The organism is Methylobacterium sp. J-026 (assembly GCF_022829585.1).
Lineage (GTDB): Bacteria > Pseudomonadota > Alphaproteobacteria > Rhizobiales > Beijerinckiaceae > Methylobacterium.
In genome coordinates this window covers 1-21,658 of the sequence record NZ_JAKSYC010000059.1, presented here as the reverse complement: position 1 = coordinate 21,658, position 21,658 = coordinate 1, and the positions used below count along the sequence as shown (strand labels likewise).

At 62.2% G+C, this 21,658-nt stretch carries 31 protein-coding genes and 3 pseudogenes; 16 read left to right on the top strand and 18 right to left on the bottom strand.

The window, feature by feature from the left end; genetic code table 11:
• Positions 1 to 223: 223 nt before the first annotated feature.
• The gene (locus MKK69_RS04680; protein ID WP_243966400.1) at positions 224 to 517 is read left to right on the top strand and encodes a hypothetical protein; all 294 of its coding nucleotides are present in this window, start codon (positions 224 to 226) and stop codon (positions 515 to 517) included.
• Here the strand turns inward: MKK69_RS04680 and MKK69_RS04675 are convergent.
• The gene (locus MKK69_RS04675; RefSeq protein ID WP_243966398.1) at positions 514 to 762 is read right to left on the bottom strand and encodes a hypothetical protein; all 249 of its coding nucleotides are present in this window, start codon (positions 760 to 762) and stop codon (positions 514 to 516) included. The two genes, MKK69_RS04680 and MKK69_RS04675, sit on opposite strands and share 4 nt — an antisense overlap.
• A 206-nt stretch (positions 763 to 968) precedes the next feature.
• Here MKK69_RS04675 and MKK69_RS04670 point away from each other — a divergent pair, with 206 nt between their 5' ends.
• Positions 969 to 1,145 (top strand): hypothetical protein, encoded by a 177-nt coding sequence (locus MKK69_RS04670; RefSeq protein WP_243966396.1) that lies wholly within the window; start codon positions 969 to 971, stop codon positions 1,143 to 1,145.
• Between the two features lie 502 nt (positions 1,146 to 1,647).
• On the opposite strand, the gene MKK69_RS04665 is transcribed toward MKK69_RS04670, so the two are convergent.
• The 4 genes from MKK69_RS04665 to MKK69_RS04650 form a co-directional block, all read right to left on the bottom strand.
• Positions 1,648 to 1,893, bottom strand: coding sequence for a hypothetical protein (locus MKK69_RS04665; protein ID WP_243966394.1), 246 nt, complete (start codon positions 1,891 to 1,893; stop codon positions 1,648 to 1,650).
• Between the two features lie 1,067 nt (positions 1,894 to 2,960).
• A complete protein-coding gene (locus tag MKK69_RS04660) occupies positions 2,961 to 3,467 on the bottom strand; it encodes a hypothetical protein (protein ID WP_243966392.1) in 507 nt (168 codons plus the stop codon).
• A 6-nt stretch (positions 3,468 to 3,473) separates the two neighbouring features.
• Positions 3,474 to 3,860: a hypothetical protein gene (locus tag MKK69_RS04655; protein WP_243966384.1), complete on the bottom strand. Its 387-nt coding sequence runs from the start codon at positions 3,858 to 3,860 to the stop codon at positions 3,474 to 3,476.
• Positions 3,857 to 4,405: a hypothetical protein gene (locus tag MKK69_RS04650; RefSeq protein ID WP_243966382.1), complete on the bottom strand. Its 549-nt coding sequence runs from the start codon at positions 4,403 to 4,405 to the stop codon at positions 3,857 to 3,859. The genes MKK69_RS04655 and MKK69_RS04650 overlap by 4 nt, the downstream gene beginning before the upstream one ends.
• 514 nt (positions 4,406 to 4,919) lie before the next feature.
• On the opposite strand from MKK69_RS04650, the gene MKK69_RS04645 reads away from it, so the two are divergent.
• The 7 genes from MKK69_RS04645 to MKK69_RS04615 all read left to right on the top strand — a co-directional run bounded on the left by MKK69_RS04645 (position 4,920) and on the right by MKK69_RS04615 (position 8,147).
• Positions 4,920 to 5,195 carry a BrnT family toxin gene (locus MKK69_RS04645; RefSeq protein WP_243966380.1) on the top strand — a complete coding sequence of 92 codons (276 nt, stop codon included), beginning with the start codon at positions 4,920 to 4,922 and terminating at the stop codon, positions 5,193 to 5,195.
• Complete coding sequence (locus tag MKK69_RS04640) at positions 5,182 to 5,589, top strand: BrnA antitoxin family protein (protein ID WP_243966372.1); 408 nt, start codon at positions 5,182 to 5,184, stop codon at positions 5,587 to 5,589. Before MKK69_RS04645 ends, MKK69_RS04640 begins: the two co-directional genes overlap by 14 nt.
• A 38-nt stretch (positions 5,590 to 5,627) precedes the next feature.
• Positions 5,628 to 5,831, top strand: coding sequence for a hypothetical protein (locus MKK69_RS04635; RefSeq protein WP_243966370.1), 204 nt, complete (start codon positions 5,628 to 5,630; stop codon positions 5,829 to 5,831).
• Between the two features lie 234 nt (positions 5,832 to 6,065).
• Positions 6,066 to 6,620, top strand: coding sequence for a PH domain-containing protein (locus MKK69_RS04630; RefSeq protein ID WP_243966368.1), 555 nt, complete (start codon positions 6,066 to 6,068; stop codon positions 6,618 to 6,620).
• A gap of 271 nt (positions 6,621 to 6,891) precedes the next feature.
• Complete coding sequence (locus MKK69_RS04625; RefSeq protein WP_243966358.1) at positions 6,892 to 7,185, top strand: hypothetical protein; 294 nt, start codon at positions 6,892 to 6,894, stop codon at positions 7,183 to 7,185.
• Positions 7,186 to 7,467: 282 nt separating this feature from the next.
• Positions 7,468 to 7,704 (top strand): hypothetical protein, encoded by a 237-nt coding sequence (locus tag MKK69_RS04620; protein WP_243966356.1) that lies wholly within the window; start codon positions 7,468 to 7,470, stop codon positions 7,702 to 7,704.
• A gap of 86 nt (positions 7,705 to 7,790) precedes the next feature.
• Entirely contained in the window at positions 7,791 to 8,147 is a 357-nt protein-coding gene (locus tag MKK69_RS04615; protein WP_243966354.1) for an aspartyl protease family protein, read from the top strand.
• 463 nt (positions 8,148 to 8,610) lie between these two features.
• Here the strand turns inward: MKK69_RS04615 and MKK69_RS04610 are convergent, their stop codons facing one another.
• Together MKK69_RS04610 and MKK69_RS04605 are read right to left on the bottom strand one after the other, a co-directional pair.
• Positions 8,611 to 9,480: a hypothetical protein gene (locus MKK69_RS04610; protein ID WP_243966345.1), complete on the bottom strand. Its 870-nt coding sequence runs from the start codon at positions 9,478 to 9,480 to the stop codon at positions 8,611 to 8,613.
• Between the two features lie 159 nt (positions 9,481 to 9,639).
• Positions 9,640 to 10,023, bottom strand: coding sequence for a hypothetical protein (locus tag MKK69_RS04605; RefSeq protein WP_243966343.1), 384 nt, complete (start codon positions 10,021 to 10,023; stop codon positions 9,640 to 9,642).
• Positions 10,024 to 10,455: 432 nt separating this feature from the next.
• Here MKK69_RS04605 and MKK69_RS04600 point away from each other — a divergent pair, with 432 nt between their 5' ends.
• Positions 10,456 to 11,133 (top strand): hypothetical protein, encoded by a 678-nt coding sequence (locus tag MKK69_RS04600; protein WP_243966342.1) that lies wholly within the window; start codon positions 10,456 to 10,458, stop codon positions 11,131 to 11,133.
• A gap of 410 nt (positions 11,134 to 11,543) precedes the next feature.
• Here MKK69_RS04600 and MKK69_RS04595 read toward each other — a convergent pair whose 3' ends face one another.
• The 5 genes and pseudogenes from MKK69_RS04595 to MKK69_RS04575 form a co-directional block, all read right to left on the bottom strand.
• Positions 11,544 to 13,271, bottom strand: a complete 1,728-nt coding sequence (locus MKK69_RS04595) for a phage tail tip lysozyme (RefSeq protein WP_243966340.1) — start codon at positions 13,269 to 13,271, stop codon at positions 11,544 to 11,546.
• A 131-nt stretch (positions 13,272 to 13,402) separates the two neighbouring features.
• Positions 13,403 to 14,835: pseudogene (locus MKK69_RS04590) on the bottom strand (phage/plasmid primase, P4 family).
• Positions 14,832 to 15,092 (bottom strand): hypothetical protein, encoded by a 261-nt coding sequence (locus tag MKK69_RS04585; RefSeq protein WP_243966338.1) that lies wholly within the window; start codon positions 15,090 to 15,092, stop codon positions 14,832 to 14,834. The pseudogene MKK69_RS04590 and the gene MKK69_RS04585 overlap by 4 nt, the downstream one beginning before the upstream one ends.
• On the bottom strand, positions 15,089 to 15,352 hold the full coding sequence (locus MKK69_RS04580; RefSeq protein WP_243966336.1) for a hypothetical protein: 264 nt from the start codon (positions 15,350 to 15,352) through the stop codon (positions 15,089 to 15,091). The genes MKK69_RS04585 and MKK69_RS04580 overlap by 4 nt, the downstream gene beginning before the upstream one ends.
• On the bottom strand, positions 15,352 to 15,807 hold the full coding sequence (locus MKK69_RS04575; RefSeq protein WP_243966334.1) for a hypothetical protein: 456 nt from the start codon (positions 15,805 to 15,807) through the stop codon (positions 15,352 to 15,354). The genes MKK69_RS04580 and MKK69_RS04575 overlap by 1 nt, the downstream gene beginning before the upstream one ends.
• Before the next feature lie 159 nt (positions 15,808 to 15,966).
• On the opposite strand from MKK69_RS04575, the gene MKK69_RS04570 reads away from it, so the two are divergent.
• Together MKK69_RS04570 and MKK69_RS04565 are read left to right on the top strand one after the other, a co-directional pair.
• Entirely contained in the window at positions 15,967 to 16,701 is a 735-nt protein-coding gene (locus MKK69_RS04570) for a hypothetical protein (RefSeq protein ID WP_243966332.1), read from the top strand.
• Positions 16,702 to 16,874: 173 nt separating this feature from the next.
• The gene (locus tag MKK69_RS04565; protein WP_243966324.1) at positions 16,875 to 17,297 is read left to right on the top strand and encodes a hypothetical protein; all 423 of its coding nucleotides are present in this window, start codon (positions 16,875 to 16,877) and stop codon (positions 17,295 to 17,297) included.
• A gap of 263 nt (positions 17,298 to 17,560) precedes the next feature.
• Here MKK69_RS04565 and MKK69_RS04560 read toward each other — a convergent pair whose 3' ends face one another.
• Positions 17,561 to 17,794, bottom strand: a complete 234-nt coding sequence (locus MKK69_RS04560; protein WP_243966322.1) for a hypothetical protein — start codon at positions 17,792 to 17,794, stop codon at positions 17,561 to 17,563.
• A gap of 6 nt (positions 17,795 to 17,800) precedes the next feature.
• Complete coding sequence (locus tag MKK69_RS04555) at positions 17,801 to 18,271, bottom strand: hypothetical protein (protein WP_243966320.1); 471 nt, start codon at positions 18,269 to 18,271, stop codon at positions 17,801 to 17,803.
• Between the two features lie 68 nt (positions 18,272 to 18,339).
• On the opposite strand from MKK69_RS04555, the gene MKK69_RS04550 reads away from it, so the two are divergent.
• The gene (locus tag MKK69_RS04550; protein ID WP_243966318.1) at positions 18,340 to 18,768 is read left to right on the top strand and encodes a hypothetical protein; all 429 of its coding nucleotides are present in this window, start codon (positions 18,340 to 18,342) and stop codon (positions 18,766 to 18,768) included.
• A gap of 10 nt (positions 18,769 to 18,778) precedes the next feature.
• Here MKK69_RS04550 and MKK69_RS04545 read toward each other — a convergent pair whose 3' ends face one another.
• Entirely contained in the window at positions 18,779 to 19,030 is a 252-nt protein-coding gene (locus MKK69_RS04545) for a hypothetical protein (RefSeq protein ID WP_243966304.1), read from the bottom strand.
• A gap of 276 nt (positions 19,031 to 19,306) precedes the next feature.
• Here MKK69_RS04545 and MKK69_RS04540 point away from each other — a divergent pair, with 276 nt between their 5' ends.
• On the top strand, positions 19,307 to 19,609 hold the full coding sequence (locus MKK69_RS04540) for a hypothetical protein (RefSeq protein ID WP_243966302.1): 303 nt from the start codon (positions 19,307 to 19,309) through the stop codon (positions 19,607 to 19,609).
• 5 nt (positions 19,610 to 19,614) lie between these two features.
• Here MKK69_RS04540 and MKK69_RS04535 read toward each other — a convergent pair whose 3' ends face one another.
• Together MKK69_RS04535 and MKK69_RS04530 are read right to left on the bottom strand one after the other, a co-directional pair.
• Entirely contained in the window at positions 19,615 to 19,899 is a 285-nt protein-coding gene (locus MKK69_RS04535) for a hypothetical protein (protein ID WP_243966294.1), read from the bottom strand.
• Complete coding sequence (locus tag MKK69_RS04530) at positions 19,899 to 20,096, bottom strand: DNA-binding protein (protein ID WP_243966292.1); 198 nt, start codon at positions 20,094 to 20,096, stop codon at positions 19,899 to 19,901. The genes MKK69_RS04535 and MKK69_RS04530 overlap by 1 nt, the downstream gene beginning before the upstream one ends.
• Positions 20,097 to 20,649: 553 nt before the next feature.
• Between MKK69_RS04530 and MKK69_RS04525 the strand changes: the two genes are divergently transcribed.
• The gene (locus MKK69_RS04525; RefSeq protein ID WP_243966290.1) at positions 20,650 to 21,003 is read left to right on the top strand and encodes a methylamine utilization protein; all 354 of its coding nucleotides are present in this window, start codon (positions 20,650 to 20,652) and stop codon (positions 21,001 to 21,003) included.
• 32 nt (positions 21,004 to 21,035) lie between these two features.
• On the opposite strand, the pseudogene MKK69_RS04520 reads toward MKK69_RS04525, so the two are convergent.
• A pseudogene (locus MKK69_RS04520) lies at positions 21,036 to 21,509 on the bottom strand (hypothetical protein); the annotation flags it as partial.
• 5 nt (positions 21,510 to 21,514) lie between these two features.
• Here MKK69_RS04520 and MKK69_RS04515 point away from each other — a divergent pair.
• Positions 21,515 to 21,658 (top strand): annotated as a pseudogene (locus MKK69_RS04515) (LuxR C-terminal-related transcriptional regulator); the annotation flags it as partial.

Below are 21,658 nucleotides of genomic sequence, written 5' to 3'. Positions count from 1 at the left end.
CCTCGCCGAACCCGAGCATGCCAATGTCGGAAGCTGGTTCATGGAGGCGGGGTTCGGCCGGCTGCAAGGGCTGAGGGTCCCTGCCTTTCCGGCTCTGGAAGACGCAACGCGCTGGCTGCGACGCCATCTCAAGCCGGTTTGAGCTATCTCGCCGGTGATCGGATGGGAAATCCTGCACGCAAACTTCAACAGGGACGCTGCGGCAGGGGCCACGGGGCAAACCGTGAGTGAACCCGAACAAGGCAGTGCCGAGGCGGTGTACGTCTCGGCCATGGTCGGCGAGATGATGCGGCGCGTTCTCAACGATGCCCTCGTCAACCTCGCGCGGACGAAGGGTGCGAGCTATCTCGACATGCTCGTGCAGCGTGAGCCAGCCCGCTACGCCGATCTATTCCGAGAGCTGCCGGACGATACAACTGAAATCACCAACACGTTACACGCCTGGTTCGTGATGGAAGGTAGCGCCGCCTTGCGGGCTGTCGTCAAACGCGCAAGCGAGATTAGCGCAGCGCGCTAGGCTGCCGACAGCCGCTTGGTGTTGAAGGCGACGTGCTCGCGGTAGCGGGCGATGACCGTCTCGGGCGAGCCTCCCAACATTAGCGTGGTCATTGCCTCGCCGGCCGCATGCACCTTCTCGACGACCATCGACTGCATCTCGGCGCGGCCCTCCCGGCCGCCCCAGGCAAGCCGAACCATGCGCAGCTCGATCACGCGTCGCGACTCGATCGCGAGCATTATCGACGACAGGAAGGGATTGTACACGGCACACTCCGCACCGCGGCAGATGCGGGCACGGGATAAACGCCGTTCGACGCCTCAGAGATCCAGAAGAATAATATTGAGGGAAGACGCCGCACCCCTGCCCTTATATAAATTAGCAACCTATCATCAAGATCCTGGTTCACTTTAAAGCATCATGCTCCCCGTCGCTTATGCTTCGGCGGTTCTCCCGACGAAAAGCACAGCTCATGGGCAGCGGCATTTCTCTTTTAGTACTTGCACTTGGCACGATTGGCGGCGTCGGCTTCTTAGCCATTGCGGCTCGGAAGCAGGTGGCAAACCTGAAGGGTGACCCGGAACGCTCCAACCTCATCAAGGATCATGGCGGCACACCACGCCAGAACATGCCGGGGACCGAGCATTGAAATCGCGTCTGTAGTGCCTAGACCGTTTTATCCCCGGCTCGACCCCGCCGCCCGATCTGCTCACGGGCTGGCTTGTGCCTTTTCTCACGGCGAGGAGCCGAATACGCGACACGGCCCGAAATGCAGGATGGGGGAGGGCGGTTAGCCGAGCCTCAACGGCGTTTCCTAGCACTGGCCCGAAGTGGGAAAGGCTACTCTTTTTCAGGCGACCTAGGCCCCATAACTGCTGACACACAGTCAGCAACGTGTTCATTTCGTAATTGAGCCGCCTCTCGGCCTTGGCAGAGTCAGCTTCGGCGCTACCGTCCCCGCAGGAAAAAGAACCAGATCAGGATCAGCACGGGGATCGGCACCCCCAAGAGCCAAAGCAGGCTACCTGTCAGCATGTCCTCCTCCCTTGAGCGAGGGAGTAAGCCAACGAGGCGCTGATCCGTTCTGGTGCACCTGGCCTACGCGATGGCGGTGAACTACGGACAGGCGTGCAGGACTGGCTCACTGACTATTAAACCACGATCACCGAACCGTCGATTTGATTGACCGACACGACACGCGGTCCGCGAACATCGGGATCCCGCTGCTCCCAGGCCGACAAGGCGGCGTTGGCGGCCTCGACGATCGCCCCCGGAGAGCTTCCGATCCGTGGACGGATCGCCTCAACAAGGCGCGTCAGGATCGTCTGCTCCTCAAGCCGGTGCGCAGGCATCGTGGCTTGCTGGCAGAACGCCACGTAGACGTTCTCGGCGATCACGCGGGCGGCGCGGTCGGGTTCAGGCGTGTCACTCATCTCAGATAGCCCTTCGCCTTCAGATGCTAGGTGGTACGACCTGACCACCCCAACGCCTACCCCTTCCGCTCCCGGAACCGGATCCCGGCCCCGCCGCCGTCCTCAGGGATGAACTTCAGGCCGGGGGTTATCACACCAGCCCGGCGATCCCGCAGGCCGCCAGCGCAGTAACCAGGACTGTGAAACCGACGAGCGACACGGTGCCGCCGATCCCGCTATGAGCCCCCCCGCGTCATCGGCCTGCGGCCTTCTTCACATACTCCCAGACCAGAATGCCCCAGACCTGACCTTGCTTGGTCCGGTAGCCCGAGCCGTCTGCGAACACGATCCTGGTGGGTTCCATCGCCAAAGCCTCGCTCCCGGAGACCATCATTCCCTGCAGTACTCGATCCGCAGCCATTCATGCTCTGGATGAAGCGCGAACAGCTCGGCCGCCGTCCAACCGAGCGCATGGGCCTCAGCCTCGAGCCGGTTGCAGAAATCGATGGCAGCCTCACGGATCGGCACCCAGCGGGTAGGCGTCAGATACCGCCACGGTGAGACGACAGCGACGTGATCGCGTGCATCATCGGCACCAAGAGGCGGCACCACACCACCGGATAGGACCTTTATCGATGGCGCCTGTTGTCGTGGGATCATCGGACGGCAGGTGCGCGATCGCTCGTTCAGTAGGCCCGTTGGCCTCCATCAGCATCACGGCCGAGAAGCAGCAGAGCGCCAGGGCGGCGATCCAGAGAACGCCTCTCAGGGTTCGGGTCGTTCGCTTGGACATATCGACGACGGTGACGGCCGTCGGTTAGCGAAGCCGCGGCCGCTTGTCGTTGGCGGCGGCGCAGGCAGGCATGGTGGTGATGGCGAGTAGGCCGAAGGCGAGGCCCCGGCGGTCAATGGGAAGGTTCATCGGTGCATCCTCACGAAGATGCCCCCGGCACGGAATTGCGCCGAGGGCTGTCGTGAGGCCCGGCCGGGCTCAGGCATCGTCACTGGAAGCGTTACCAGTGAGCCGACCGCGCGAGCGGCCGGGCCGGGTATCAGTGCAGGTTCAGCCGATCCGGCAGGCAGGCGCGGCAGGCCAGTCCTGCCGCGTTCGTCCTGCGGGCACGGGCCCGGACAAGCGCCTCATCGGCGTGACGCCCGAGCATCTCGGCGCGAGCGTGCTCCGCGAGGGCCAGCCGGGTCTGAGCCAGGGCGAGGAAGGCGTAGATCATGCGCATGGCGTGCTCTCCCGCCAGTCGCACCCGACCGTCGCCAGCACGAGTGCCGCGAGAAGCAGCGGGAGCCAAGCCGGGTTCAGTAAAACCCGCGCCGCCGTGCCATTCGTAGGCGGCCCCGTGGAGTTGCCATGTAAGGCGCGCTCCCGGCCCGCGCAGTTCAACGGCAATGCGGCTGGCCTCGATCGCCAACCAGCTTTCGTACTCCAGAAGGAGTTTCTGCGAGATGGGCGCCGCAACCGCGGTCGGGGCGCCGATGAGCGTCACGCCGCCCCCGATAAGGGGAAGAGAGACGAGGCCGCGGAAGGAAGCCGCGGCGTGCTGCAACGGCTGTCATCGTCCACCCTCCCGCACCAAGGGTCGAAACGTCGTCGCCCAAGCCTCCTCGGCCTCGGCCGAAGTCAGCGGACAGCCCACCGCCGCCAGGACAGTCGGGGCGCGCAACTGCGCCTCAAGTCCAAATCGCTCCTTGTTGTAGTGGTCGAAGTGGAAATGCGCGCCCGGGTTTACACACGGGATGAACGTGCCTTCGTTGATGCCCACCGAGCACTGAATGGCGCGCTGCTCCATGTGCAGCCACGCCGAGTAGGTCGCGAGCATTCCCGGCGTGATGGGCTGTGCAGCCCGAACCGGACTGCCAATGAGGACCACACTGCCGCCGATGAGCGGGAGCGTGGTGAGACCGCGCAGGAACCCGCGGCGAGACGCGGGGGCGCTCATGCGAACACGTTCCGCTTGGCGAACCGCGGGTCGATCCGGCGGGTGTTGATCCCGTCGAAATGGATGCCACCGGTCGGGCCCTCGTCTTCCTCGGCGCCAAGATCCGTCTCCGCATCGTGCGGCTCATCCTGGATGTCGCCGCCGTGCTCGTTTTCCTCCTCCCGGTTCTCGCCGGCATCGTCTTCGCCGTCATCGGTATTGCCGGCGGCCCAATTCGCTTGGTCGCTATGGCGGCAACGGTCGCTGTATCCGAAGCCGGAAGTGATGATCGCCTCCGGTGCGGCTAGGCTCGGCTCGAAGTCAGGATCACCGCCCAGCGCGTCGAGCGCAGCAATGTCCGCCTCGATCCGGTTGGCGAGCGCCTGACGCAGCGCGATCAGGTCGGGGTTCGCGTCGAAGTCCGGCACGGCGGCCCGCATCGTGCGGATGGCGTCGGTGACGGGACCAGTCTGGCGCTTGGGTGCCTTCGGCCCGAGGGCGTAGGCGGCGCGCATCGCCCTAATGGCGAGCGTCACGGGGCCGAGCTGTTTGGCAGCCGGCAGCACAGCCGCAACGCGCGGCCTGCGGTGGTTATGGAATGACATGGTGAATAGACTTTCGCAGCAAGACAGGCTTCTCAGGGCCTGGGCCTTATGCCTTCTCAGGGGCGGTCGGCCATACCAGCGGACGGCACTGGTGCCGGGAGTCTGAGAACACGCTGCGAAACGTGCGCCACGGCCTTCACCCGAAGGCTGTTGTATCCGGGCCAAGCTTTCGCTTGACCGCGCCGTGGCACTCCCGGCATAGTGGGCCGGTCGCGACCCACGGTAACGGGCGCGTCGAAACTTTCGGCGACACTCCGGCCGGCAAGCCGCAGCACACGCCTATCGCAGATGGGACGCTATCCCCGGCAAGGGACCGCCCCGAGAGTTCTCAGGCTCTACGCACAGCATGACACGAACACCCCGCGCCCGGCAAGGCGGCGGGGGTTTCGTGCGTGCGCGTCATCGTGACAAGGTGAGCGGTTCGTATATACCGAAATTGCTTGTGTTCGGACCTTGACGGTATATACCGATTTGCATGCGGTTCACCTACGACCAGCCGAAGCGGCAAGCGAACATCGCCAAGCACGGCTTCGACCTGGCCGAGTTCGAGCACGCCTTCAGCTTCGACCGTTTCCTCAAGATCCCAACGAAGCAAAGCCGCACCGGCCGCGAGCGATTCAAACTGATCGGCGCTTGGCACGGCGTGACCGTGGTCGTCGCCATCGTCTCGCCGCTCGGCAGTGAGGCTATCGACGTGGTGAGCGTGCGGCCCGCAAACACGAAGGAGAGAGCCCGCTATGACGAAGCGTGATCACGCTCCCGGCTACGTGCCGAACCCGAACTACACGCAGCAGGATTGGGACGAGGTATCCGACAACCCGCCCCTGACCGACGAAGAGCTTGCCGCGGCGACGCCCGGCCCTGAGGGCTTGCCCCCGGCCATGGTAGAGGCGTTCCGGAAGCTCGCGGGCCGCCCGAAGGCCGAGGCCAAGGCGGTCCCGGTCTCGCTGCGCGTCCCGCCCGACGTGCTGGCCGCCTACAAGGCCGGTGGGCCGGGTTGGCAGACCCGGATGAACGAGGCCTTGGCTGCCGGCTTGAAGCCCGCCAAGGTGAAGATCCGTTGGCGCGTGAAGCCGAAGGCGTTCAGGAGCGGCAAGGCACGGACCGCGGGCAAGCCCGCGTCGCGCAAAGGCAAGGCCGCCTAACCCCTCGACACCGCCATCCCGGCGGCTATCCTACCGGGATGGATCCGCAAATCATCATCGTCGTGCTCGTGGTTGGGACACTCTTCTGCATCCCTCCGGCCATCGCCTATAGCAAAGGACGTGCTGTCGGCATGGTCGTTCTTGGATGCTTCATGTTTTACCCGGCCGCGCTGATTGGAGCGCTCATCATGGAGCGCGACGACGACGCCCTGGCCGCTCGCCGAGCTTCTAGGTCGGCCTAAGCCGCATTTGTGATGGGCGTACCCCGCGCCCGGCGAGGCGGCGGGGTCGCCCTGCGGCCCGTCTTCAGGCTCTCTAGTCGTGCTCCGCACCTCAAGAGCAGTTTACCCCAATCGCTTGAAGTTGCGTTAAGAGCAGCCAGCCGCCTATCCGTAGTCGGAGACTCGCGGTATGCCTCAGTGCCTCCACCAACAGCATTAGCCTAGGGACGGATGATGGGCGCCAATATACGAAGCATGAGTGCGGCAGATCGCGAGCGGACTTACAAAGAAATTGCGCGATCTTCAGGAGATGACAGATATTTTACTAGGAAAGAGTTGAACGAGCTTCCTAGGCTGATGTCTGAGGGCGAACTTCTCATTGCGTTTTCAAGCGGACTTCACAACGGGACAACTTGGCTGATTGTCCTAACGGATCAAAGGGTGCTTCTACTCGATAAAGGCATGATTTATGGCCTAAAGCAGATCAACATTCCGCTAGATAAAGTAAATGCGGTCAGCGGCAGGACCGGCCTATTTTTCGGCCAGATATTCATCGAGGATGGAGCGACCACCTATAGCATTGAGAATACCACGAAAACATCGGCGAATATATTTACTAACAAGGTTCGGGAAGCCATTGAGGCTCGACGGCAAGGAGGGAACCAAGCTTCGCGTCCTCAACCGGCGACGCCGATTCCGAGCGCGGAAGACCGTATCGCTAGGCTTGAACGTCTCGCGGCGCTTCGTGACAAGGGCGTGCTTACCCCGGCTGAATTCGAGACCGAAAAATCCAAGATCCTCTCCTCATAGATCGAAGGAATTCGCCGCTGGCGTTGGCCGCTTTGGCCTTCGCCTTCGCGCGCTCTCGTCTCGCTTCTCGTCCTTCCGAGCCGCCACGATATCTTGCTCGCATTCATACGCGATCAAGGTTTCCAGCCAATCGGCGAACCCCGTCCGGTGCCAGATCGGGCGAGCGGCGACGCGCCGAAGGAAGGCTTCCTCCCCCCCTAGGCTACGGCCTGCACGGATCTGATTCGGTCTGTTGGTGTTGTGCGCTTTTGCGCTTTGCGGGAGGCATCGCATGGAGGGTCTTGGGGTCGGCGACATCCGCACCGAGGCGCGCGGGGCCTGGCTGTTTGACCGGATCGTGACCACCGGCAGCGTGGTGCTGAGCACGGTTGGGGGCAGCGAGGCCGGTACGGCCGCAGCCCATCGCTACCTGTCCTCGCCGCACACGAGCGTCGGCGCCATCCTGCGGGCGTTCGGGGCGCGCACGGCCCAGGCGTGCGCCGGCCGTGCGGTCTGGCAGATGCGAAATGGGCATCCCGCAGCGGCGGCCGGCTTCGTCCTGCTGGTGACTGCCTACCGGATCTAGGCCAAAAGCCCGCGTAGGAAGCTTCAGGACGACCGTCGATGCCGAGATGGCGGGAGCACGCCGCATGGGGGCGCAGAGCCCTGCCTAGGCCCGCATGCGCCTCGCCGAACCAGTCTCGCGTCAGCCCCTGCGGGATGCTTGTTCGTTACGTGACGGTGGGCTGTGTCGCAGGGGCACTTGCGCGATTGCGAACGCGCAGCAAATGTACCGGCTCTGCGCTGTATGGTTTTGCTCGCCACGGTGGCGGCAGGCGACGCGCTTCTGACGGCCGGGAGGTTAGGAATGCCAGCCCTCGCGCTAGAGATCGCGACCTATGAGGCAGAGCTGCCGCACCTGCTTGCGGAAGCTGCCGAAAGCTACGTGCTCATCAAAGGCGAGCGTGTTGAGGGGGTCTTCGCTGAAAGGGAAGATGCACTTCTCCAAGGCTACCTACGGTTCCCTGACGAGGATTTTCTCGTTCGAAAAATCCAAGCGCATCAACCGGTTCGTAATATGCCGCTCCTGTTCGCGCGGGGATGATCCGTCTGGTTTTACCCTACGTCGCCGGACTGCCTATTGTGGAGGTTCAGGTAGGAACGGGCGGCGTTCGAGCCCGAGCGTTCGCCATGCAAGGCCGTCCAGCTCCGGCGCTGTCCAAGCTTCGTTTTCTCGCGGATACCGGCGCTGGGATTTCGGCTATCGATCTTGCGGTGGCCCACGGGTTGGGCCTTCAGCGGATCAACACGGGGCTCGTCAACACTGGCTCCACCGGGGCCACTCCGGCAGCATGTGACGATTACGAGATATCGCTTCAGATACCCGATCCCGCGACGGGCGTCTCAGCTTTCAGCGCCGCCAGCCTGACCGTGATCGGAGCTGATCTAAGTGCACAGCGCCTCGACGGCATTCTGGGACGAGACGTACTCGACGTTGGTGTCGCCTGCTTCCATGGTCCGAAACAGCAACTCATGTTGGATCTTTAGGGGTCTGATTGCCTAGGAGCGCTCAGGGCGGTCGCACCCTGATTAAGCGCTGGACTAAGTCCACAGCGCTGATGCTTCTTAGTAGGCCGCCGCACGGCATCCAGAGGTGGCACGAGATCCGTGATACCTGCCGCGCCTTTTCGGACTCCTCGCCCGTCACCGCCTCGACGGCCGCGATGACGTTCTCTAGCTCGGCGACCGGTCGCAGCGCACTCCCGGCCGGCAACCCATCATGTTCGGCCATCGCCAAGATGAGCGGGCACTAGTGCGCCTTTAGGCCTTCGAGGGGGGCGTCTAGCTTTTCAGACATGAGCGGGCTGTAACGAGACGAGTGCAGGGCGGCAACGTGATGCTTTGAACCAAAGGCGCTGAACGGGTCGCGATCCGCGTTGCCCTATCATCGGCCTGAGGCGTCCGATAGCACGGCTCGGCGAAGGCGCGTGGACACCGCACTTCTAGCAGCTCACGGCTCGGCGAAGTTGATCAGCTCGTCGGGCCCATGGGTCGGCGGGATAACTCGCTGCACCTCAACAACATCGTGGTGGACCGATGTCAGCCGGCCGCCCTTATCGTAGGCGTAGGCGTAACGGACCATGCAGGCGAGCGCGGAGCCCGGCAGGATTGGCACGGCGCCGGCTCGGAAGCGCTGCATCCAGACTTCATCGAGGATCGCGGCCGTAACGGTGTCCCGCCCGTGCTTGAACTCCCATTTCGCCTCACCGAGATAGTCGGGCCGGCGGACAAGCAACTGCATCGGCAGAACGCCGCTTGATGTCGCCCCCTCCGCCTCCGTCACGAACTCGCTCGGCCGCTTGGTCTCGCCGACGTTGGCCTCGTAGACCCCGGCATCCGTAGTCAGCAGCAAACGGTCCCCGGGCGAGAGCGAGGCCTTGCCGGCCTGGATCTGATCGAGCGGCTTCACAAGGTCGCGCAGTTCGATCTGCGCTGGCTGCGGCAAGTGCCGGATGGGTGAAGACTCCGCGAGGGTCTGAAGATCGTCCCGCAACTGCCCCAGACGCTGCCCCTCGTTGGCGGCGTACTTGGCGTCGAGATATTCGAGGGCTCGGTGCTTGCCCTTTACCAAGATCGAACCGACCGCCTTTTTCCAGTCCCCGGACTTCAGCACTTCGTCGTCGGACTGGCGCAGTCGCGTCCGCACCCAAGCGGTGATTGATCCCGCCTCGACATCCTCCAGCACCATCAGCGGAACGATGCGCGGATCAAGCGCCGAGACGACGACACGGTCCAACGCCTCCAGACCCTCTAGAATCGTAACCAACCCGCCGAACACCCGGCGCGGGTTGGCGACGCCCTTGGCGAAGTCGATGGTCACGCCGAAGTCGGCATCCGCAGGCTTCATGATGGGCGTCTCGGAGTAGATCAGCCGAGCCATAATACCTGCAGCCTTTTGTATGGCGAGGTTCGCATAGCCGCCGTTTGTCCCGGCTTGAGCGCCCTCAACAGATCGGCGCAGGTGGCTATTCTGCCGGAGTCACGGCTTCAGAATACCCGAAAGGCTGCTGCCGCTCGGCCCGAAATAACTCAACATCTTAGCGCAATGCCCGGCCAGTTGACGCTTGTTCATCTGGCCGATGCCGAGAAGCTGAGCTTGCATGGCGCCAATGCCGACCACCGAAAACATGAGTGATGATGCCATCTCTGGCGTCAGCTTGCCGGCCGGAGCGATCTTGTCCTTGATTATCTTCGCCGTACCATCTGTGTCAATTTCGAAGTTGCATACGTTAGCACTTGCGTAAGCAGAGCCAAGCTTGGTCACTACGCTCATCTGATCTTGATCGGCCCAGTCGAACGATCCAGCATGCGAGGCCGCCGGTACGATAAAAAGGCATGCAGTAACCAGGGCGCGCTTAACCATCAGTGACCTCCCGCGAGTTGGACGGAAGGATGCCAATGCAACCCTAGCTAAGCAATAGGTTCGGGGCGACTCGCTGCGGAGATCAGGTCAATTTCGTGCCGGCGACCCCAGGGCCACGCCACTTCGCATGGCCTACCGTCAGCGGCTGCCGACGAGAAACTGGCCTCGGCAATTGGGCGCCGTACTTACCGAGTCAACCGCCCTCGACAGATCCATGCGAGTGGCTATCCTGCCGTGATGCGCTCCGCCCTCGCCGCCGCCTTGTGGTAAAGCCGTCGAAGCCGAAGTGGTCGTATGTCGGTCGATCCAGCGCTGTGGCCTGCGAACCACGCGAGCTCTGAATTTGCGGATCGTCTAGGTTTATCCCTAGCCGCACAAGGCACTCTCTGGGCATCAATGGTCACGCTTTGGTAGGCCATCGAGATAGTTTGGATGCGCATATTCAGGTTGGGAGCCGAGATAATCGGCTACATCACAATCGTCTTTCTATGCTTGTCCGGTCTTGGAGCTTATCTCGGCCAAGAAGACGTTGCCGCTCGCAAGCTCGGATATGATGATGCGACGGACAAGAAAGCTGCTCTCGCTGCGGGTGTTACTGAACCTGCGGAGTGGCACAATCGGAAGGTCGCTCAAGCCGCAAAAGCGCAGGCTGATGCTCGTGCTGCAGAGGTAGAGCGTAAGCACCAACAGGAAGCAGAAGCTTCCGCTGCGGCGGACCGACGTGCAAACGAAGAAAAAGCTGCCCGGGAACGACAACTGGCAGAAAAGGCTGCTGCTGACAAAAAAGAGGCTGACTGCAAGACCGATCTGCATTGCTGGGCTGAAAAAGGGACTGTTGCAGCGAGTGTTTACTGCAAGGAAAAAGTCGAGCGGTTGGCGAAGTACCAAGCTAAATGGACAGATGCTTGGTACGAAACTAAGTTCAGTCATTATCGTTGGTCAAAGACAGCGCCGAAAAATATGGGCGTGGTTACATACATAGGGGGCAAGGTGCAATTTCAGAACGGTTTTGGGGCTTTCCAAAAATATATTTATAGTTGTGATATGATACCAGGAGATCAAAACCACGTCATTTTCGACGTGTCGGCGGAGCCTGGTCGCTTAGATTGAAGGGTCGGAGGCGTTGATGAGTGTTCGCTCGTGGGTCATGACCGTCCTGCTCGCATCGGCACCATGGGCAACGCTCTCTCTGGCCGGTCCTTCGGTTGAGGATGCATTGAGGTTGTGCCGCTCCGATCCCGTCTACGGCGACACCCTAAGGATGGCCGTCGCTGAAGCGCTCAGAAACCAGCAGGGTTCGGAGCCTGACGATGCCGACGTAGATGCGATGGTTCAGCTTGCAGAGGACACGGGGGTCACAAAGTGCATCACCTCGTTATCGGAGGACCCTACCATCTTCCGTGCGCTCACCGGCCTGACAGGTTTTGCGCTCGAGTCCGGGTGGGACGCTTGGCGGAGCCAGTGCGGTAGCGTCACCGGCTCGAAGGGCACCTGCATTGAGGCGGAAGGGCGCGCAGGCCTTACGCGACCTTCGTGCCGGCGGTGGCCGGGCCGTGCCAGTTACCGTATCTGTCCGTCCCGCCGACGCTGGTAGGGAAACGGGCCATGGCGACCTGATGCTTGGTCACGCTGCGGGCGACCTTCTGGCCGTCCATGTGCAGATCGGCGCGAAGCTGGATCTCCTGCGGGCGCTTCGGCGGAGCGGGCGCGGTCGGCGGCTGCTGAGCAACCGGATGATCGGCGCCGTGCCGCAGCGCGTCGAGATACGGGTGCCGAAACCGGTAGGCGAGCTCCTTCTTAACTGGGCTCTCGAAATGGTCGATGCCGATGCCAAAGGCGTGATCTCCGCTCTGCGCTCCCATGACAGGATCGTAGACGCTGTGGCGATAACGCCCCAACATCTCGTCGCGGAACATCTGCTGCTGAACCCGCACGTCCCGCCACGGAAGGCCCATCTGTTGGGCGAGGGCGAGCAGCTGGCGCGCGCGGGCACCGTGCCACTGCGCGGTCCCAAGAGACGTACCGTGATCGCCGATCGCGCCGGGGTTCAAGTTGATGCCAGACTCGCCCTGCATCATCGCGACCATGGCACGCGCCTTGTCGGGCTCCATACCAAGGCCGCCCTGGTCGACGGGACGCTGGAGCATATCGAGCCACGAGCCGACGCGTTCGCGGCCTCCAGCGGCATAGGCCGCACGGTAGCTGCGGCCGCCGACGACGGCGTGATAATCGCCGCCGCTCCCGATGCTGCTTAGGGCCGTCCCGCCGCCCGCGCCGCGGAAACCACCGCGGCCGAGCGCTCGAGCCACACCAGATGCGCCGCCGAAATTGTCGTTGGCGCCGCCTGTCACGAAGGAGGCATTGTGGATCATGGATCCATCGAAGCCGTCGCCCTCGAACCCGGTCTTGCTGAACGGATTGAGCTTGCCGAACAAGCCCTTGAGCATTTCGCCGATGGCGGTGACGAGGCCGGTGCCCATTTCAGAAATGGCGGCGCCGAGACGGCTCGGCCAGGACGCGATTTCCGTCGCTAGCGTTGTCGCGATACCCTTCACCGTGTCGGCAGAAGGAATGACTGATTTCACCCACTCGCCGAATGCCAGAGCCGCCTTGTTGAAGGCCGTGTCCGCAGCTGCAAGTTCAGGACTCGCCCACTTCCCGAAGGAAACGGCCAGCTTATTGAAGCCCTTGTCCATAGCGTCGAGCTGGGGGCCCATGCCGGTACCGGATCGGATCCAGTTCTCCATGGGCGTCTTGAAGGCGACGAAGGCCGCCCCGGCGCCGATCAAGCCCGCCGCAAGCCAGCCAACCGGGCCGAGGGCTGCAAACAGGGCGATGGCGCCACCGCCCGTTAGGGCGGCACCGACAGCGACAAACCCCTTTCCGAGGGCGAGAACCGCATCCGGGTGCTGAGCAGCCAGCTGGGCATATTGACTAACGGCCGCCGTAATCTCCTTAAGCATGTCGGTCGCCGGCTTTACAAGGGGACCGCCGAGTGCCTGTTCTAGGTTTTCAAGTTGTTTCCAGAAGGCATCGCGAGCGAGCTTCGGATCGTTGCCGCTCAGCACGGCGGCCGCATCGTCCCCGACCTTCCCGATATTCGAGACTTCCTTGTTAAGCTGTCGGTTCGTCATCGGAAGTAGAAGTTCGTCCAGTGCGGCCTTCACGCTACGGTTGCCGCGCCCGACCTTCGCGACGACATCCTGCATGGTCTTCAGGTCTTCGACATCGACGCCCGTCTCCTTCAAGCGCTGGCGGTAATCCGTCTCTCGGCTCGCTCGCGGTCATGTCGAACGATAGCCGTCACGAGTTCATCCAGGGCTCGGCGACACGTCGCCAAATCGTCCGCCCGATCAGTCACAGCTTCGTCGTCCATGAGTTAGAACTCCGACTTGTAGGACTGCTTCGGTCGAAGGCGGATACCGGAATACCCGGCATGCGCGCTGTTCCGCTTTGATTGAACGCCGCGCCGGACAAGCGCGGGCTTGAAGCTCTTGAGCGAGCCCGGCGGGTCACCTGCTGCCTTCGCAAAATCCGACCACGACTCGAACAGGTCGGCGCTCCGCTCCCATGCGGTCGTGTCACCGGGACGAAGTTCGCACTCCTCCGCGATCCACTGCCCCATCAGATCCTGCTCCGCGAAGTAGGCTTCCGTAGCCTCGACCACGCTGGCCGGTCGGACCAACCCATACCTCTGCCAGTCCAAGCCGCCTTCGATCATCCACCGCAGGATGGCCGGCCACTCGCCTTTCAACTTCTCTTCAAGGCGGCGATCCGGCCTATCGGGTTTGCGCACGAACGGGACAATGTTGAAGCGCCGCCGCGCGGCCTCGTCGACGTTCCGCAGCATCGGCTGGTGATTGCCGACGATCGTCAGCTTGAACGTCGGGGTGAACGTGAAGAAATCCTGGCGCATGAACCGCGCCGTCACTGGGTCGCCGCCGGTCAGCTGCTTGATCCGGGCTTCGGCCCAGGCGCGGTCCTCTTCCGTCTCACTGGCGGTGACGAGACGAGCTCCACGCAGCATCGCCATGTCGGTCGGATGCCGGTCGCCCTTGCTGGCGGTGAATGTGTCCATCGCGGCCGTCTTAGCGTACTCGGCCAAGATCGCCGTGAGCACGTTCAGAAACACGCTCTTGCCATTCCCCCCCCCGGCCCATAGACGAAGACGAGGGCGTGTTCCCGGGTGAGGCCGGTCAACGCGTAGCCGCACCACTGCTGAAGGAAGCGGATCAGCGCGGCATCGCTTCCGGTAGCTTGATCCAAGAAGGCAAGCCACAACGGACACTCAGACGCCGGCGCCGGCGCTACGGCAGTGAGCTTGGTGATCCCCTCGCCCGGGTCGGACAGGCGTACTCGGCCATCGCGTAGATCGACAGTGCCGCCAGGGGTGCCGAGCAACCATGGATCGCGATCCCACCCCTCGGCCGTGACGGCGAAGGTCGGATCCGAGCGGGCGAACTTCTCCACCCCGGACGCGAACGCAGTTTTGCTGGCGACATACCGGATCTTGGGGCTCTCCGATGCCACGAGCCGCCGGGCGAGTTCCCGAGCCCACTGATAGGCACGGCCAATCCGGTTCGGTGCCCACGCTTTTCCGGTCCACTCGTACCAAGACCCGGTGTCATGGCAGTAGCGCAGCCGCGAGGCGTACATGTCCGCGAAGGCCAGGGCGGCACTATCTTCCGTGACGATGTCGTTATTCGGTTTGCCGCCGGTCGCAGCCTTGTCCTCCGGCGGCGCCCAACGCCCGTCGTCATCCTGTTCATCGAGCGGCGGCAGGTCTCTCAGATCCTCTCTGTCCGGCATCAGACCCCCTGCCCCGGCCCGATATCCTCGGCGCGCTTCCGGTACAGGACGAGGGCGCGCGACCGCTCCACCTCATCATGGGCTGCCTGCATCGCCCGCAGATACGAGGCGGTGCAGCGAGTGGCGTAGTCCAAGCCCGGGTAAAACCGGATTTCGGCGTAGTGCTGCATGACGGCGGCGTGCGCGATCACCCCGGCCGCCATCTCGGCCAGGAAGTTGCACGCGGTCTCGACCGTGCCGAACGGGGCGGCGTCCTTCATGCGCAATCCCCGTCGTCGTCGTGCAGGCCGTAGTAGGTGATGCACGGCTCAAGGTCGGGACCGAGCTCGAACCGTCCGGTGCGCACGAGGGCGGCGGCTTCGGCGCGCGCCTTCTGCTCGCCGTCGAACGACGCGCGGCGATAGAGCTTGCCGGCCCGGTAGAACGAAATGCACCACCGGCTAAAGTCGATACCGACGCGGATCATCTCCGGCGGCCAGGGGCGGGCGCCGTGCGGGCGCATAGGGATGACGCTGCCCATCACTGCCACCCCGCTACGGTCGGCGAAGCGAGATACATCTCCGCGGCGGGATTCGCTTCTCTGACGTAGGTGTCCCATTCGGTTTCGTGCGTAACGGTGGTCTCGATCAGCACAACGATGGCGCGGCGAGTGACGGCTTCCTGGGTCATCCGCGAATACATCGCGTCCACCGGGGCGCCGGCCATAATGGCGACGGCCTTGGCTCGACCGAGCAACCGGCGCACTATCCGCAGGTGAAATCCTGGCGGGCCAAGAGAGCGGGTCATGTCATCGCCGATGATGATGACAGCCGGGCCTGTCTCGGGGATAGCGAAATCCCGTCGGGACTGCGCTGCGATGACGAACGCCATCCCGTGGTCGCGCACGGCCTTCAGCATCGGCACGAGGTGCGCCGAGGCGTGCGGGATCGCGCTGTCGAGCGCCTCGCGCCCGGCATTGGTGAAGTTTACAAACATGCAGTGGCCTGTTCTGCGGCCAGCTCGTGCAAGCGAACTGGCGGAAGCACGTGACTTGGGCAGGAGCCGCTTGGTGTGCTGAGTAGGTCGAGTGTAATTTGGTTAGGGGCGACCTAAGGTTTATATTTCCAGCTGGCAAAGAATAAGGGGCGATAGGAAATGAACGCTGACACTGGCGCCTCCGCGGCTGAGAAATATAAAATGAGGTATGATTGGATCAGAAGCGAACTTGATCTTATAAATAAGCAAATACCGACTTGGTCTGAAGCGGATCAAAAGATTGTTGCTGTAATGGCGACTTTAGTTGTTGCCATCGTAGGGTTGTCGTCTTCGACATTTGTGCCCGAAAAAGGAAACATTCCATCGTACATGTTATTTTTGACCTCTGTTCTGATGTGTTTTGCATCCATACAGAGCTCATTGTACAGTTCACTAATACTATTAGCCTTGGAAAGAAAAGTTGCTTTGTCTGAAAAGCTGCGTGATTTTTTAGGTGATCGAGATGATGTAGCGCTTACGATTTACGGTCCAGACGATTCAGAAGCGATTAAATCGTATAAAATAGGCGTCATTCCATACCTAGTGTTTCGCGGAACTATTGGAATGGTCTTGGTCATGATAGGATTTTTTTATTCAACACCCGGGAGTAGGTATCCTCAATTTTGGGGCGCGTTTGGTGCCGCGTTTTGCATCTCGGCACTCGCCCTTATTATCACGATAAGTCACATGACTGCTTTCGAAAAATTTCTCAAAAGGAAGGCGCCGCCACCTGCTACGCCGGCAGACTTAGCTTCTGAGGTAAGCCCTTATTCTCTGAACGATTGGAAAAATTGGGCGAAAAGCGCTCCGGTGTTTCGGCCGAAGCCAACGACGACGGATCATAAATCGACTTGATCGAGCTTGCTAACGGATAACAGCGCGGCGGAGGAAAGGTACAGTGCGCGCAACCAACCGGCTCGCATCAGGCGACGGGGACAGGACGGAATTTTGCACATGATGCGGTGATAGTGTTGACGGCGGCACTGCCCGCTGCCAAAGGCGCCATCCTCAGTCGCAGAGGACGCCCTATGGCCGATGATCCGCTGTCCAGTTTTTCTCAAGTCCTCGGCAGCTTGAACGTCCAGCCTCATGCGTCACAGAGCGACGTCGAGGCGCGTATTCGAGCGACTTGGGATCCCTTCTTCCATGCTCTGGACGCCATGCACCTTCAGGCTCAGCAGAAGTCGGGGCAACTGTTTCTTGATCAGACCGCACCGGTCGTGGACGCAGCTAAGGAGACCATGCGGTTCCAGGCGGTGGCCCGCTTTAGCAACGACCGGGGACAGCCACTAGAATTTCTATTGTCATCAAAAGACTTCCGCTGCGTCGTCCTTCCAGATCGTCAACCTTTTGGCAATCCGCTGGCGCGATACACGCCCAACCAGATTGACGCCCTGGTGAAAGCTCTTGGCGATTACTTTGCCACATCTTTCATGCGCATCACGTCTTAATCGCCTACGGCGCCGCCAAAATTTATTGGTAGCTTTCGATGATCCCGCGCCGATCTAGGGATGGCAACCGCTTGAAGGCGCCCACCGCCAATTCCATGGCATTGGGGTCCGTCTCGGCGAGTTAAAGCACGCGAGCCGCCGCCCTGCCCCCTCGCCACACCGCAACGTCACGATGGTGCGCAGGACCCGCAGGTCGGCGGTGCGCTCCACCTCGTTCAGGCCGGGCGTGAACGGCCGGATACGCCAATTCCGCGGGATAGGGTTCATCGCATGCCCAAGCGTTGCTGCGTGTCGGCGATGGCGTCGAGGGCATTGGCCTCTGCCGCATACACCTGACCCTCCGCGCGCTTCGTCTCCCGGGCGAGCATGAATGCCTGCCGGATCTCATCCGTCGAGATGCCGGGCCAGCGTCCGGCGATTTCATAGGGCAGCTCTTCTGTCGTGACGTGACGGGCGTTCGCCAGGAGATGGGCGGCGAGTTCGGTGACGCGATCCATGGCGGGCTATCCCTTCAGGGTCTCTGCGGCGAAGCGGGCGATCAAAGCGGCGTCGGCTCGGTTGTGATCGGACTTCCGGCGGAAGGTGGCGGCGTCGGCAGGCCAGAGGCGAAGGGCGAGCGCCCGCCCGGCTTCCTTCGGATCAGCGGCACCGTAGATGCCTGCATGCTGCATCCATTTGGCGGGGGTCGCTAGATGCGTGGGAACGCCCAGGACGGCCAGGACCGCCCGCGCAGCCATGAAGCTGCCTCCAATAGAGAACGCCTGCCTGCAGCCGTCTGTGGGTTTCGGACCCTGTTGCTCAACCACGGCTAGCGCCGGCCCGTGCTTCCGGATGATCTCGGCCAGCCTGCAAGGCTCCACCTGCTTGTTCGCCTCCGGCATGTCGTAGACGACGACGCGGGACAGATCGGCCGCGTCGAGGAAGGCGAGCGCTCCGGTGGTCCCCGGATCGATCCCGCAGAAGGTCAGGGGCATGTGGTATCCTGATCGAACCCACTCCCCCTTTTTGGGGACCGGGAGCCTAAGACTGGAGAAGCAGACCGATGACGCAGGACGACCCGTTTGCCCGCCTAGAAGCTGGTTTGACCCAGCCAAAGCCGCAGAAGGCCGAGCCGCCGGATGATCAGCAGATCGTCGCGCGCATTGAGGAGGGTTTCGCCGCGCTCTTTGATGCGATCAGGAAGTTCGACACTGTCCTAAGCCGCCATGGCGATTGGAATGTCCGGTTCGCTTGGCTCAATGTCGACAGCAACCGCATCGCATACGGGCTGATCAACATCTTCAAAGGCGGTCACGTCGTGCAGAAAATGCCCTTGTCGTTCCAGGGCAAGGGCGTGTGGTTCGAGGACCCCGAATTCGTGAAAATGGCTCAGCGTCAGAAAGAAAAGGGGAGCTGGCACACCAGCGAAATTAGCCAGCTCGTGGATGCCCTCTCAACCTACATACAGCACATCGTGCAGGAGCGAGGCTGACCGGGACCTATCAAAACAGCGGCTCCCCGATCGCGGCGTCTAGCTCAGCCTCGAACTGCGCCGCGATCTCCTCATCGCTGTAGTCGCCGAAGGCGTCGGGCGTCTGGCACGCGATGGTGAAGGTCGCCCCGTCCTTCCGCCGCACGATGGTTCGCAGGTGGGGGTGCATTGAATCGAACGGCAGCGGCCACGCCAACTTCTCGGATGCAGTGGCAGCGCGCACCTCATAGTCACGGCCGTGGAACGGGTTTGGATCTGTCATGCGAACTCCATGATGATAGGTGCGGCCTTCCCAAGCTTGACCGCAACACCGGCCATAGCCATGCGGGGCACGGAGCGAGGGTTCACGGTATCGGACGGGCCGCGGCGCCCTCATGGTTAGCCCCGCACTCGGATGCCCGCGATGATCGGGCGGGCGAATAGCTAGATCTTTGCGGCGCTCTAAAGGGTTCGCTTGCCGGGCTCGGTTCACAACCGCTATTTGCGGTTTTCAAGTTTGATCCCGGCCTAACCGATGGGCCGTTTATCGGAGACGAAAATGCCGTGGTTTGTTGCGAGCTACGATCTGAAAGAAACACATCCTGACCACCACGTAGAGATGCTGAAACAAGCCGCAAATCTTGGGTGGAACAGCTATACTCGCATCAACAACCTTTGGTACCGATTGCCCAACACGACCTTTCAGGGCGAATTCGCAAACCTGGATGCGGCACATCAAGCTTTGGTGGCTGCTGCCAGTAATGCCAAGCATGGCGGAAGCCCCGCGACGCTGACCAAAACGTTCGTGTTCCCGCAGGGGCGCGGCTACGTAACGTCCAACGTCAAGGTGCCGGTGACATAGCCCGGCTAGCTGACCCTAGCCGTCGGCGGCGCTTCTGAGACCCGGCGATAAGTCGCCAGCTCGCGGCGACGGTCCAGGGAGGGCAGGCGCTCCAAGGCGCCGATCGCGAGCTGCTCCGCGTCCGGGCTGGCCTCGGCGAGGTCTAGCGCGCGGGCTACAACGTCAACCCGCGGGCCGCAGTGCATCATCACCACCGCGCGCAGGGTTCTGAGCCGGGCGACACGCTCAACGGCGGAAAGGCCCCGGGCGAAAGGCCCGAATTGCCAGACGGTCGGTACGGCGTCGCCCATCACGAAGTCGGCTTCTCGCGATCGCTGATCCATTGCCGGATCGCGGACCGCTTCGCGCAGACGATACGGCCGATCTTGAACGTCGGCAGACCGTGAGCTTGCTTAAGGTGATAGGCTTGCCGCGGACCCCAACCAAATGCCTTGGCTATGGCCGGCACCCCATAGAGCAGATCGTCGGTTTCAGACGCATCAGACATGGCACATTTCCTTGCGCATCTTCTGCGCATTTGAGGTGACCGCGACCCCTGTAATTCCGTTGTAAGTCATTGAAATTGTTTGCAACGTTCGCAGACACAAGAACGGCATGAAAAAAGTCCGCTCGCCATCGCGAAACGGACCCAAGTTGTTGATCTAGTTATGCAAGCTGGTCCGCAGCGTACAATTCCTGCGTAGCGGGACGATGCTTTCGGTCATGACCCTTCGCCCACGGGTGTCCAGCATGCCGACTAGACGGATTGATACGCCGTCAGAGCGCCCGACCTGTAGCACGCGCTCAACAACACGTTGTCTTGGTCGGTGTTGCGGCAACCGCGCTGCACGGGCATGCCGCTAGGATGGCGAACAGTGGGGCTAGCGTTGAGCGGCGCTCAATCCGCCAGGAGATCCCCTCCCTCGCTCTGCCATTGCTTCCACTTGAACAGCACGTGATCACAACCTCGTCATGATATGAAAACTTCATGTATATTGAGGGGCGATTAACCGAGTGAATTCAATCTCAGCTACGATTGTGATCTACCTTCGGTGGCAAAGATGTCGAATAACAACCGGAAGCTGATTCCGGTGATGATGCTCGGGACCGTGATCTCGCTGGCTGTGGCCAGCGGCGCCATCGCGAGCCTGCCGGATGCGGATCACATCGTATCGCAGAAGGGCAAACATTTCGGGCCGGGGGACGTCGCACTCCACGTCGGTGAGCACAGCACGGTGGTCAACGACGACGATGACTTCGTCCACCAGGCCTACGTCGAAGCCGAGACGTTCGCCTTCGACAGCGGTGATAGCGAGCCCGGTGCCAAAGCCGTGATCACCTTCCCGACGGAGGGTGATTTCACCGTCCTGTGCGGCGTTCACCCGAAGATGAAGCTCGCCGTCCATGTGCGGTAGGCGCTTCTTCTGACCCGTCCGCCGGTGGCGCCTCAGATCGCGGGGAGGGTCGCGAAGCCCGCATACAACGCTTCGTGGCCAACGTAGTACAGTGCCAGGAAGGTCGCGAGCGCGCCGCCAAAGTATGCCGGCGTCCAAGCGGCGTCACGCACCCGCACTGCGGTTCGCACATCATCAGCCGCGATCCCGAGCAGTACGACGATGATGCCCGAGTGGCCGATCGCGTCGACCTTGCCGAACTCGAACACCGCCGAAACGAAGATCGCCGTCAGGATGATCGCGGCAGTCCGACGCACCAGCGGCGTCCAGATCAGCGCGAAGGCCAGGGTGAACTCGATGACACCGGCGGCCTGCATGAACAGCTCGGGGGTCGCGCCCATGGTCATCTGCGGCTTGGCGGCCAGCAGCGGATCGGTCCACTGCGGGTAGGCCCACTTCTCGACCGATGCCCACATCAACGTGATCGCGGCAGCCCACCGTACGATGTCGAGGGGGCGAACGCCGAAGGGCTTCAGCGGCGGGGGTCGAGCGGCTGCGGGCGCGCCTGCCCGTCACGGGCCGGGAGGCGGAGGTCCTCCTCTGGCTCTCGCGCGGCAAGTCGAGCCGCGACATCGGTGAGATCCTCGGATTGAGCCATCGGACCGTCACCAAGCAT

What these genes read in the sequence shown, in the direction of transcription:
- MKK69_RS04615 (WP_243966354.1), top strand. Translation starts at nt 7,791, where the DNA reads ATGCAAGGCCGTCCAGCTCCGGCGCTGTCCAAGCTTCGTTTTCTCGCG.
- MKK69_RS04570 (WP_243966332.1), top strand. Translation starts at nt 15,967, where the DNA reads ATGAACGCTGACACTGGCGCCTCCGCGGCTGAGAAATATAAAATGAGG.
- MKK69_RS04555 (WP_243966320.1), bottom strand. Translation starts at nt 18,271, where the DNA reads ATGCCCCTGACCTTCTGCGGGATCGATCCGGGGACCACCGGAGCGCTC.
- MKK69_RS04605 (WP_243966343.1), bottom strand. Translation starts at nt 10,023, where the DNA reads ATGGTTAAGCGCGCCCTGGTTACTGCATGCCTTTTTATCGTACCGGCG.
- MKK69_RS04580 (WP_243966336.1), bottom strand. Translation starts at nt 15,352, where the DNA reads ATGGGCAGCGTCATCCCTATGCGCCCGCACGGCGCCCGCCCCTGGCCG.
- MKK69_RS04655 (WP_243966384.1), bottom strand. Translation starts at nt 3,860, where the DNA reads ATGAGCGCCCCCGCGTCTCGCCGCGGGTTCCTGCGCGGTCTCACCACG.
- MKK69_RS04585 (WP_243966338.1), bottom strand. Translation starts at nt 15,092, where the DNA reads ATGAAGGACGCCGCCCCGTTCGGCACGGTCGAGACCGCGTGCAACTTC.
- MKK69_RS04560 (WP_243966322.1), bottom strand. Translation starts at nt 17,794, where the DNA reads ATGGATCGCGTCACCGAACTCGCCGCCCATCTCCTGGCGAACGCCCGT.
- MKK69_RS04645 (WP_243966380.1), top strand. Translation starts at nt 4,920, where the DNA reads ATGCGGTTCACCTACGACCAGCCGAAGCGGCAAGCGAACATCGCCAAG.
- MKK69_RS04620 (WP_243966356.1), top strand. Translation starts at nt 7,468, where the DNA reads ATGCCAGCCCTCGCGCTAGAGATCGCGACCTATGAGGCAGAGCTGCCG.
- MKK69_RS04670 (WP_243966396.1), top strand. Translation starts at nt 969, where the DNA reads ATGGGCAGCGGCATTTCTCTTTTAGTACTTGCACTTGGCACGATTGGC.
- MKK69_RS04635 (WP_243966370.1), top strand. Translation starts at nt 5,628, where the DNA reads ATGGATCCGCAAATCATCATCGTCGTGCTCGTGGTTGGGACACTCTTC.
- MKK69_RS04525 (WP_243966290.1), top strand. Translation starts at nt 20,650, where the DNA reads ATGTCGAATAACAACCGGAAGCTGATTCCGGTGATGATGCTCGGGACC.
- MKK69_RS04535 (WP_243966294.1), bottom strand. Translation starts at nt 19,899, where the DNA reads ATGGGCGACGCCGTACCGACCGTCTGGCAATTCGGGCCTTTCGCCCGG.
- MKK69_RS04630 (WP_243966368.1), top strand. Translation starts at nt 6,066, where the DNA reads ATGAGTGCGGCAGATCGCGAGCGGACTTACAAAGAAATTGCGCGATCT.
- MKK69_RS04530 (WP_243966292.1), bottom strand. Translation starts at nt 20,096, where the DNA reads ATGTCTGATGCGTCTGAAACCGACGATCTGCTCTATGGGGTGCCGGCC.
- MKK69_RS04545 (WP_243966304.1), bottom strand. Translation starts at nt 19,030, where the DNA reads ATGACAGATCCAAACCCGTTCCACGGCCGTGACTATGAGGTGCGCGCT.
- MKK69_RS04625 (WP_243966358.1), top strand. Translation starts at nt 6,892, where the DNA reads ATGGAGGGTCTTGGGGTCGGCGACATCCGCACCGAGGCGCGCGGGGCC.
- MKK69_RS04640 (WP_243966372.1), top strand. Translation starts at nt 5,182, where the DNA reads ATGACGAAGCGTGATCACGCTCCCGGCTACGTGCCGAACCCGAACTAC.
- MKK69_RS04600 (WP_243966342.1), top strand. Translation starts at nt 10,456, where the DNA reads ATGCGCATATTCAGGTTGGGAGCCGAGATAATCGGCTACATCACAATC.
- MKK69_RS04575 (WP_243966334.1), bottom strand. Translation starts at nt 15,807, where the DNA reads ATGTTTGTAAACTTCACCAATGCCGGGCGCGAGGCGCTCGACAGCGCG.
- MKK69_RS04540 (WP_243966302.1), top strand. Translation starts at nt 19,307, where the DNA reads ATGCCGTGGTTTGTTGCGAGCTACGATCTGAAAGAAACACATCCTGAC.
- MKK69_RS04550 (WP_243966318.1), top strand. Translation starts at nt 18,340, where the DNA reads ATGACGCAGGACGACCCGTTTGCCCGCCTAGAAGCTGGTTTGACCCAG.
- MKK69_RS04565 (WP_243966324.1), top strand. Translation starts at nt 16,875, where the DNA reads ATGGCCGATGATCCGCTGTCCAGTTTTTCTCAAGTCCTCGGCAGCTTG.